Source organism: Methanococcoides sp., assembly GCF_030594565.1.
Lineage (GTDB): Archaea > Halobacteriota > Methanosarcinia > Methanosarcinales > Methanosarcinaceae > Methanococcoides > Methanococcoides seepicolus.
Window position 1 is genome coordinate 1 of sequence record NZ_JAUVEY010000080.1, and the last position, 10,178, is coordinate 10,178.

The 10,178-nt window shown below is 42.6% G+C and carries 12 protein-coding genes; 4 read left to right on the forward strand and 8 right to left on the reverse strand.

Annotated features, from left to right (window positions below; genetic code table 11):
• The 3 genes from QAS77_RS07665 to iorA form a co-directional block, all read right to left on the reverse strand.
• Positions 1–351, reverse strand: a 351-nt coding sequence (locus tag QAS77_RS07665) for a phenylacetate--CoA ligase family protein (protein WP_442920367.1), incomplete at its 3' end; no start/stop codon positions are given.
• A 19-nt stretch (positions 352–370) separates the two neighbouring features.
• The gene (locus tag QAS77_RS07670; protein ID WP_305064772.1) at positions 371–985 is read right to left on the reverse strand and encodes an indolepyruvate oxidoreductase subunit beta; all 615 of its coding nucleotides are present in this window, start codon (positions 983–985) and stop codon (positions 371–373) included.
• Positions 982–2,862: an indolepyruvate ferredoxin oxidoreductase subunit alpha gene (gene iorA, locus QAS77_RS07675; protein WP_305064773.1), complete on the reverse strand. Its 1,881-nt coding sequence runs from the start codon at positions 2,860–2,862 to the stop codon at positions 982–984. Before iorA ends, QAS77_RS07670 begins: the two co-directional genes overlap by 4 nt.
• 486 nt (positions 2,863–3,348) lie before the next feature.
• Here iorA and QAS77_RS07680 point away from each other — a divergent pair, with 486 nt between their 5' ends.
• The 3 genes from QAS77_RS07680 (at position 3,349) to QAS77_RS07690 (ending at position 6,254) form a co-directional block, all read left to right on the forward strand.
• Entirely contained in the window at positions 3,349–4,761 is a 1,413-nt protein-coding gene (locus tag QAS77_RS07680; RefSeq protein WP_305064774.1) for a sodium:solute symporter family protein, read from the forward strand.
• A 239-nt stretch (positions 4,762–5,000) separates the two neighbouring features.
• Entirely contained in the window at positions 5,001–5,348 is a 348-nt protein-coding gene (locus tag QAS77_RS07685; RefSeq protein WP_250868256.1) for a hypothetical protein, read from the forward strand.
• A gap of 234 nt (positions 5,349–5,582) precedes the next feature.
• On the forward strand, positions 5,583–6,254 hold the full coding sequence (locus QAS77_RS07690) for a hypothetical protein (protein ID WP_305064775.1): 672 nt from the start codon (positions 5,583–5,585) through the stop codon (positions 6,252–6,254).
• Between the two features lie 180 nt (positions 6,255–6,434).
• Here QAS77_RS07690 and QAS77_RS07695 read toward each other — a convergent pair whose 3' ends face one another.
• From QAS77_RS07695 to QAS77_RS07715, 5 genes are all read right to left on the reverse strand, one after another.
• The gene (locus QAS77_RS07695) at positions 6,435–7,169 is read right to left on the reverse strand and encodes a DUF4386 domain-containing protein (RefSeq protein ID WP_305064776.1); all 735 of its coding nucleotides are present in this window, start codon (positions 7,167–7,169) and stop codon (positions 6,435–6,437) included.
• A 293-nt stretch (positions 7,170–7,462) separates the two neighbouring features.
• On the reverse strand, positions 7,463–8,125 hold the full coding sequence (locus QAS77_RS07700; RefSeq protein WP_331522442.1) for a cysteine hydrolase: 663 nt from the start codon (positions 8,123–8,125) through the stop codon (positions 7,463–7,465).
• Positions 8,104–8,490, reverse strand: coding sequence for a carboxymuconolactone decarboxylase family protein (locus QAS77_RS07705; RefSeq protein WP_305064777.1), 387 nt, complete (start codon positions 8,488–8,490; stop codon positions 8,104–8,106). The genes QAS77_RS07700 and QAS77_RS07705 overlap by 22 nt, the downstream gene beginning before the upstream one ends.
• 5 nt (positions 8,491–8,495) lie before the next feature.
• A complete protein-coding gene (locus QAS77_RS07710) occupies positions 8,496–8,759 on the reverse strand; it encodes a hypothetical protein (RefSeq protein WP_305064778.1) in 264 nt (87 codons plus the stop codon).
• A gap of 396 nt (positions 8,760–9,155) precedes the next feature.
• The gene (locus QAS77_RS07715; protein WP_305064779.1) at positions 9,156–9,527 is read right to left on the reverse strand and encodes a VOC family protein; all 372 of its coding nucleotides are present in this window, start codon (positions 9,525–9,527) and stop codon (positions 9,156–9,158) included.
• A gap of 123 nt (positions 9,528–9,650) precedes the next feature.
• Between QAS77_RS07715 and QAS77_RS07720 the strand changes: the two genes are divergently transcribed.
• Positions 9,651–9,842, forward strand: coding sequence for a hypothetical protein (locus QAS77_RS07720; protein WP_250868236.1), 192 nt, complete (start codon positions 9,651–9,653; stop codon positions 9,840–9,842).
• Positions 9,843–10,178 lie beyond the last annotated feature (336 nt).

The following is a 10,178-nucleotide window of genomic DNA, read 5'->3' on the forward strand; positions in this document are numbered from 1 at the left end:
AACATCCCCCTGTGTATATGGGATGATGACCGGGCTGCCTGTCGTACCTGATGATGAATGTATCCTTATTATATCCTCATCCGGTACAGCCTGAAGACCCAGTGGATAGGCATCCCGCAATTCCTCTTTAGTTGTTAACGGAAGCCTTGCAATATCTTCCAAGGTCTTGATGGAATCGATATCAATTCCAGCTTCTTCGAACTTTCTTTGATAGAAGGAGCTTCCCAACACAACCCTTTTGAGAAGCTTTTTGAGCTTGACAGTTTGCTCCTCTCCATATAGACTGGAACATCCACCCCCATGGTCAGGAGCAGCTTTTTTAAGGTCATTATCCACACAAACATTGCACATTCGCATCACCTCTGGAATATCAGATATCTATTGCCTGTTGTTCAGGGTTCTTTATACCTGAGACCCTTTCAAGGGCCATATCAAAAGCCCTCCTGTTCACATCCCTGTACTTTTCCGGCACCATCTTCTCAAGCACATTCCACATATCCCCCGGAGGGAATGGAATGAGATCGGCACCTGCAGCAGCTGCCAGCATAGCAACATTTGCTGCCCGATAGGTTCCTGCTTGCTTTGCAAGTTGTGTGAAATCGATGGATATGATATCCTGACAGTTACTCTTCAGGAATTCAAGGACCTGATCAGGATCGTATTTGACAGATCCGTTTACAGATGGCATTACAGCATGCTCATTTACAACAATGCTGCCATTCATGCCCAAAAAATGAATGTTCCTTGCAGCTTCTGCAGGCTCAAGTCCTATCACGAGGTCGGCATTTCCTGAGGGAATAAGTGAGCCACATACCTCATCCCCGATCCTTACATGACTGGTAACCGACCCTTCCCTCTGGGCCATGCCTATGGTCTCAGCGGTGGTTACATGCAAACCAGCATCCATGGCAGCCGTTGCAAGCAGCCGGGATGCAAGCACAACGCCTTGTCCGCCCACACCCGCGATAAGAATATCGAATTTCATTGTCGATCCTCCTTTAGAACAATAGCATCTGATGGACATACCTGTGCACACAAACCGCAACCAGTGCAGTTGTCCTGTATGGCCGGCGGTTTGTTGGATGGCGAGAATATGGCAGGACATCCAAGTTGAGATACACAGATCCTGCAACGTGTGCATTTATCTTCATCGACCACATATTGTCCATCTCCTTTTGTAATCCCTACACATTTTCCTTTGAATACGACAGCAGAAGGTCCTTCAAAATCCATGGCCCTTTTTGCAATGTCTATGCATTCACCAAGGTCATCGGCATCTATGGTCTCGACAAGGTCAACTCCGCAGCTTTTGAGGACATCGGCTATATCGATGATCTTTGTGGAAACGCCTGTGGCTGTCAGACCAATGCCCGGATGAGGTTGATGACCTGTCATGGCTGTGGTCCTGTTGTCAAGGACTGCAAGAGTGATGTCAGCATTGTTGTACACTGCACTTATAATGGCGGCTACTCCGGAATGGAAAAAGGTAGAGTCGCCAATAAATGCCACCTGTTTTGCTTTATTACCTTCTTGATAATCATGTGTATGGGATAGCCCTGCTGCTATGCTTATCCCTGCTCCCATGCAAAGACATGTGTCCACCATGTTGAGAGGCTTGGCATTCCCAAGGGTATAGCATCCTATATCTCCCGAAAATATGGTGTTGATCTTTTCTGCCTTCAATTTACCTGCTGCTTTTTTGAATGCGTAGAAGACTGTTCTGTGCATGCAGCCTGCACATAATGTGGGAGGTCGTATGGGAAGGGGAGGTACATTCTCCTTATTGATCGCAGGTGATGAATGAGACAGGGAAGGAACGTCTGTGTTGATGATTTTAAGTGAGCTGTTGACTCCATCGATAACGACATCTACATTATATTCTCCGCTTACAGGGAAATGACCGTTCTTCTTTCCATGTACGTTCACATCAAGATGATGCTTGCCTATCAATTGCAGGAGTTGCTCCTCAAGGTATGGGTCAAGCTCCTCGATAACGATGAGGGCTTTTATATGGCCCAGGAATTCAAGGGCTGCTTTCTCAGGGAAGGGATGAACTGTCCCGACCTTGAAAAGAGAGAAGGTTTCAGAGTGATCCTTTATAGCTTCCTTTGCGTACAGATAGGAAACACCAGAGGCCACAATGCCGATCTTGCTGTTTCCTTTTGATATTGAGTTAAAGGAGTTCTCCTGGAAGTACTCGGAAAAACGATCAGAGAGCCTGACCTGGAGCTCTTCAAGCCAGGGGTGCCTTTGAGCTGTCAGTTTCGGGAATATTGTCCAGCGGGGATCCTTTACGAACCCTTCGATGTCACGGGAGACCGGGTATATATCCTCGGTGATCACATCAGCACAGCCATGGGATACACGGGTCGTGGTCCTGAGTATCACAGGGATCTCCATCTCATGTGATAGCTTGAAGGCCAGCTTTGTCATATCATAAGCTTCCTGAGGTGTGGACGGGTCCAGGACAGGGATATTTGAAAAGTGACCAAAGGCCCTTGTATCCTGTTCGGTCTGGGAGGAATGAGGGCCGGGATCATCGGAGACGAGAATGACAAGCGAGCCCTTTACTCCTATATAAGAAAGGCTCATGAGGGGATCTGATGCTACGTTCAGCCCCACCTGCTTCATGGTGACCATGGTATTGGCACCCGAATAGGCAGCTCCGACAGCCGTTTCAAGCGCCACCTTTTCGTTGGTGGCCCATTCGGCATATATGCCATATTTGTTCGCATGGGAGGCGATGGTCTCCATCACTTCGGTGGAAGGTGTACCCGGATAGCCACTTGCTATCTGAACACCAGCTTTCATTGCTCCAAAGGCGATCGCTTCGTTGCCCATTAATATACGTTTACTGGTCAATTTAATACCTCTTGAATGGATAATAGTAAAAGAAAATCAAATCATACAGCAGATCCATGTCCAGAACATGAAACATTGCACATATTCATACATTGATGCTGATCTATGCACTTGTTTGATACAATATAAATATTTTGCCATTTCTTTTTTTGGCTTTGCCAGAAAACCTGATAATAAACGCCAACTTACCAGTCCTTCAATGAAAGTAAGGAATGTGAAATGCTTTTAGAAAGGCTCTGGCATTGGGATTAAACAAAAATGTTTTAAATTCTGAATGTACTTTATCGCACATTGAAGTATATAGAAGCCCATTAAAGAGGAGGATAGTAATTGGCATTGAGATACAACGCATTAAAAAAGACCATTAATAAGAATGAAAACAAGAGCAGGGAGATGAGATCCTGATGCCCCTGCCCTACATATACCTGATGATTGCCATCGTAATAATGCTGGCAACGACATTCTTTTTCGTATTGAGGGAAGACAATGATTAATCAGGTTCTTCTGGTACTATATATACTTGGGATACTTTTGCTTTCCCTGAAGCTCAGGCAGGGAACCTTTTCAGGATTTGCGGTCTCGGACCGGAATGTGATGCATCCTGCGGTAATAGGTATTGCCTATATGGCTGCTTACTTCAGTGCTGCCTCTTTCCTTGGGGGTGGAGGCTATGGGCTCATTGCCGGACTTCCATGGGTCATCTGGGGAGTATTCTTCCACGTAGCTTTTGCCTGCCTGGCATTCATCATTGCACCGAGGATATGGATGTTCTCTCAGAAGTACGACGCCAAGACCGTACCCCAGCTACTGGAACGCAGATACAATTCACAGAAAGGCAAGGTCTTGCTTGCAGGAATCATGCTGTTGATGTACACAGTATACCTGGTTGCCATTTTCAAGGGCTGTGCCAACCTTTTCCAGGGATTGCTGGAAGTGACATATGTTCAGGGCCTCCTCATAGCTGTTGTCATTGTGGCACTCTACTATGTGATAGGAGGACTGCCGGCCATCATCTGGATAAGCTTCTTGCAAGGATTGATCATGATTGTGGGTGCAGTGCTGCTCTACACAGGTCTTATTTCAAGTGGTGGTGGCATGGCAATATGGGATATGGTCCCGGCCGATATGCTGAATATGGGAGGCACAGCAATACCATGGCAAAAAACCTTCGGAATGGCATTCTCCATCAGTCTTGGACTTCTGGCATTACCCGATCTGCTGATCATGCTGTTCTCTGCAAGGGACAGGAGAGTGGTGCGTTTTGCAGGCATCTATGGTCCAATATCCATCACCATTTATGCTCTATGCATCTTCTCTCTGGGAGTCTTGGTCCACGGGGTATTCAGCCCGGAGCAACTGGCTCCTTTCATGACAAACCCGGATGGTCTGATACCGTTTCTGGCAACATCACTGCTGCCCCGTGGATTTGACAGTGTCGTGCTGCTGGCCGCCATCTCCGCTGCAATGTCAACCATGAGTGCCATTGTGCTGGTCACAACAACAGCCCTTACTTCGGATATCCTAAGGTACCTGCGTCCGGCCACTCCCGATGATAAAGTGCTCCGCATGACAAGGGTAGTAGGAGTTATTATCATCATAGTATCGGCATTCTTCGCAATGGATGTGCCACAGATGATAGTGCCCCTGGTGTCTGTAAGCATGGGTGTGATCGCTTGCTGCGTCTTCATACCACTTATTTTCGGACTTTACTGGGACCGTGGTACTTCAACCGGATTTGTTGCCAGCCTTGTGGCAAGCTTCGGTTCTGTGGTGCTGTGGCAGTTCCTTGGCAATCCCCTCATCCACCCCGTGTTCATAGGTTTGATCTGCGGTACCGTGGCATACCTGGGAGGAAGCCTGGCAAGTCCCCGTCCGGTCCCTTTGGCGGAAATGGAATAATGTATAAAGGTGTTCGATTCTTGACCGGGTGCTGAAAAACAAACCTTCAGCACCATTTCTTCTTTATTTATTCTGGTTTGCAAGCAGTTCACCTTTGATAGGGATTCATGGCTGGTTCATTGTCATATGTCCTGCAGTCAGTAGCACTTTTTTATGGATCTCCATTCAGGAGTACTTCATGAAAACTGATTTAACTGATCAATATCAATAAAACTGCAAGGTGTTCAAAATTGAAAAATGTGATCAGCAAGAGTTTTGAGATAAAAGATTACATCATAAAAGATTCACAGATCAATGGATTCTGGATGACACTGTTGGACAAAGAAACACTGACAACCGAAATAATCTATAGTCCAGATAATGATGGGACCTTTGATGCAGGTGAAACAAAACGGATGATGCAGGAGATTACCACAAAATGTGATAGTTTCAGATCATTGCTTCCAGAGAACATTAATTGTGAGGTCATCTTCAAAGACCTTGATGACCTGGCATATATTGCAGATGAAGGTAAATTTGAAGTCGAATACAAGGAAATGGATGAGATCAGGGTCGTTTATAAGTTCCACATTGAATATTACATTTGATCCTTTCAATGTCTATTTTTATTATTCAAGTGAGGATCACTACTGAGCTGTAATTTCAAATACTCTCTGATCAATTAAGGTGGTACAAATAAATTATAAACACACCTTAGCTATGCTTTTAGCTGTGAGATGGGGTCAGATGATCCAATCGTTCTGATATTTTGAGGAAATTTAGATCAGATAATTGTGTACATGAAGTTTATATATGTGTCACACTTAGCTTTTAATGGTAACATGAGTTTGGTGATTAAGAAAGTAACATTAGCATCAATTGTGCTTATCGGTATTTTAGCACTTTCGAGTCCTTCAATTGCAGAATTTGTGGATATTATCGGAGATGAGCTGGGCGATCTGATCGAGTCGGAAACAGAACCTATCTCAGTATCCGAAACCGAAAAAGCAACAAGTTCAAAAGATGTGAAGCACTCAGGTTCAAGCTCCGATCCCAATTCAAGACAGGTTTCCCAAGATACTGAAAAACAAGTTTCTTCTGAGAATGATGTAAACGTAGTTAAGCCAAAGCCTGTGGAAAAGAGCCTTTACGATGATCTGAAAAGATACACATCATACTACAACAATGGAATAGATGAAGTTCCTGATCTGATCAAGAAGGTCACAGGAAATGATGTGATAGTACTTGAGATAGCAACGAACGACAACACTAAATTGAAGATAAAAGCTGTTACAAAAGATGGTGTCATCACAGAGTTTCGGGAAGTTTCCTCACTCAGTGGAATTGATTTCACAGTGTCTGTTTCAGCCAACGAGGATGCCATAAGAGTCTTACTTTCCAGCGACGACCCCATGGGACAGTTGTCCTCTTCACTCAACAATGGTGATATTGAAATCGAATGCAAGGGATTTTTGAAGAAGGCTGCGGTTTCTGCTTTGAAGAATGTTGGATGAGTTGTATCGTTTTTGTTTTTTTGATTTGAAGATACTGTTGGTTTCAGGCACATAATTCTTAAAAAACGACCTACCGTTTGTGTCACTTTTCTATTAAAATTAGACGACAAACCGAAATGATACAATATATCCCCTTTCCTAATTAGATACAGAATATACTTCAGTTGTACTCTTTTTTATTCAGGTAGCTTCTTCTATGTAGTCATCCCCCTGTTGGACATTTATACCTTTAAACAAAAGCCATAAACCAATTATTATTTCAAAAAGACCGCTCGGTGCCCAAAAAATGACTTGATTTATCGGCATCGTTGCGTATTCGGGTGCAAGAATATACATTAAAGCGTGAATGAAAATAAGCGCAAATGAAAGGATTCCAAAGCTGGCTAATATCCTTGGTATATATTTCGATTTGAAAAACAAATAAGAAAATACCATCATGTCCAGACCAAGAAATACCATGGGTATAGAATATAGTGCAGTATGTTCGTTGAGAAGAAATCCAACAGGGACCTGTAACTGCTCTGGAGTAAATACTGTTACATATGCGTCTCCATTTAAAAACTGCAAAGCAATAAAAGAGACAAGCACAATTGCAGCCGCTATAGTCGCCTCTACCAACTTCCAAAGGAGTGCAAGCAAAGCAAGATTCTTGTTTACCGGTTTGAGTATTATATAAAGAGCCAGAGCCAATACGATCAACCCGGCAGACATGATCAGTTCGATAGTCATACCAATACGAAATAGCAATTGATTGGCCACAATATTATTGGCTGTAGCCATGACATTTTCTGCAACAATAAGTTTGGAGAGCACAAAAGTCCAGTTAAAGAAGGGAACCATTAAGCTAAATAGGAACATGAAGCCTGCAACTCTTACAGCTTTACGTTGTGATGTATCGGCGATACTGTTTGTCATTTCAATTCATCCTATTTTACTTTGATCTGGTTATTTTAGCTCGTCAATATCTGTTTTTGCAGTCGCGGAATCGATTGCAGCTGGATTGAATCCTTTAACGATAAGCCATATCGAGAGCATGATTTCGGCCACTGCAAATAATTTTCAATATCCTCTTTCTGAAGGTAAGCATTTCCAATATTAAGTTCAATAAAAGGAGGAATTTAATATAGCAATTTCAAAAAGTATAAAGGAAGGAATCATACCTCTGCCCTTAATTCAGAACTGAGAAACAATCCCCCTTAGACCTGTCATCACTTTGCCGATTCTTTGAGACGTTTTAATATATCGTCGGTGGTCACAACCTCTGTGGCAATAAGGCCATAGTTGGTGTAGGCTGCCTGTGTAGCCTCAGGACCCGGACCGGTGGTGGCGTCCTTGACAACTAGAACATCGAACCCATTCTCGATGGCATCCCTGAGATGGGATTCAACACAGAGATTTGCAGACATTCCAGCCAGGATAATGGTGTGAATATCCCTTTGTCTTAGCTGTATGCCTATATCCCCGGTCCAGAAGTTGCTCAGGGCCTTATGTGGAGAGAGGACAACGGTGTTCTCATCAGGCTGCAGCTGAGGGTGGAACTCTGCACCCCAACCTCCTTTTTTGAACATCTTCCGCTCGAACATTAGCTTATCTATGGGATTGAGATGGGACCAGTTTTCAAACTCCTCGTCTGAGTAATAATGGGGAGAATAGAAAACCGGCATGCTCACATCCTTTGCCGTGGCCTTAAGCTCAACTAAATGCTCTACAACTTTTGTTTCTTTAACTCCATCTCCAACAAGATCCCATACGACTCCTTCCTCTGACAGGAAATCATTCTGTGGATCTACGATTATCAGAGCTGTTCTCTTCAGGTCAATTTCATCACTAATATTGATACCCCCATAATTTATGCATCTTTCTTCAAATATTCACCAATCTGATGAAGTTCTTTGGCAAAAGTATCATAATCGTAGTGCTGGGCATGAATCATGGCACTCCATCTTGTAGTGAAACTGGCCAGAAATGTAGTTTCAGCAAATTCTTCTTCATTCGCACCCATCATATGAGCCACACTTTTATGGAATAGCTGGCAATAAGGGCATTTTAGATTGGCTGCAACAGCCAATGACATAAGTTCCCTGTATTTTGCTGGTATATCAGTTTCTTCAAGAGTATACCTCTTAAAAAGGGGCCAATCCTGAATTAGTGCTTCTTTTGGTAAAGCCTTCATAAATCCGGGAACAATGCCTAAAGACTCCTCAATATCCTTGATTGTATCTTCATATTCCCCCATATTAATCACTCCTCGTGGGCTTCCTTGATTTGCTCGGGAGTAAATTTGTTTAACGCGATTGCCCGTGCTTCACTACGCAGAGACTCAGGAACAATTTTTAGAGCTTCTGATTCATTTTCAGCTTCTAAAATAACCCAGCCTGTGTGTACGTCAACCATGCAGCCGAAATCATATTGTTCTAATACGTCAGCTCCCATTGCGAGCATTTCGTCCAATGCTTTCAGACACCCTTCAGAAGTGTGTGGTGATTCCACTAGATATTTTGTCATGATTTTTTCCTCCACTCTGTTTAAATTATATTGGCTTTAAACACCAATAACACCAATGATACCCCAATGTATCATAATTAAATGGAACATTTCACCTTATATACTTTTGTGTTCAGTTTCACAATTTACCGGAACAGTTCATTATATGTAGCTCGTGAAATTATGTCTAGTAACAATTTTTCTGAACGATTCAAAAACTTCATAAAATTTTGAGTATCCATTTTCACAAATCGTTTACAGAAAAATGCAGCCCTTATAAAGCAGCCTTCTGTAGATGGTGAAATTATTGAAAAGAATCGCATTGAACTGAAGGAATTAATAGAATGTGCCCGCTATTTTATAAGAAAAGTAGAACTTTCTCTTAACACTCGTCGTTCTTTGGCATTTCATCCTCATTCATGAAGAATACTTCCCAAACGTGTCCATCCAGATCTTCGAAGCTTCTTCCAAACATTGGACCATGTTCATGAGGGTCACGAGTTTCCTTTGCACCCAGGGAAATTGCTTTATCGACAATTCATTGACCGCATCCTTACTCTCTATCTGTAAAACTAAAACAGCCTCTGCAGTTGTCTTTGTATCTGCTACTTCTTTTTGTGCAAACTCTTTAAATTGTGTTTCCTCGACCAGAGTGACCATTGTATTGTCATTTAAGAGCATATTTGTGGCGTCAAATTGCTTATTGAACTTTAATCCCAGCTTTTCAAAGAACTCTACAGAATCGTTGAGGCTTTTTACTGGTAAATTAACCCATGTGTTTTTTATCATTTTATCCTTAACCCCTAATGAAAACCAGGCCGTTTTATTTGTGGATGATCGATTTCTCTTATTATAAGCTGATAATTCTTCGGTACTATTAAAGATTGCTTCAAGCCATTGAGCAGGACAATAATGCAATATGCTAAACACCTTGAACATAAGTTCGATGGGGAGATTGGAGTTCTTGAAAGGAAACATGTTCTGGCTGATGGTGTTGTTTATATTGGGAAGGAAGCCAACAATATTGATGAACAGGAATTGGATGTTAAACGCTCACAGATGTTCATTGACAAGCAGGACATAATGAGAAAGATACTTGAATGATCTCAATCACAGGCTGAGGAATGGGGTGTTAATAGGGGCACTTTCAAGAGGATAAAAGACAGGATTTGGAGGGATAAGGATATCAATTTGAATACGGATGCTGTGGAAAAATTGGTAGAGGGTATTTCATCCTAAATCATTTTTAATATTGTAATAAAAATCACTCAAATTAATGATCGAGGGAAGATTTTATTGACATGCCTTACACTGAATGGAAGAGTGCGACAAGAAAGTTAAACCATGAATTGCGGAAACGCTGTCCCTTCCATTTGGGATAATCCTACTATGACATGCGTTGATGGTAACGTCAGGGTGTGAAGCTCATAGGACAATATG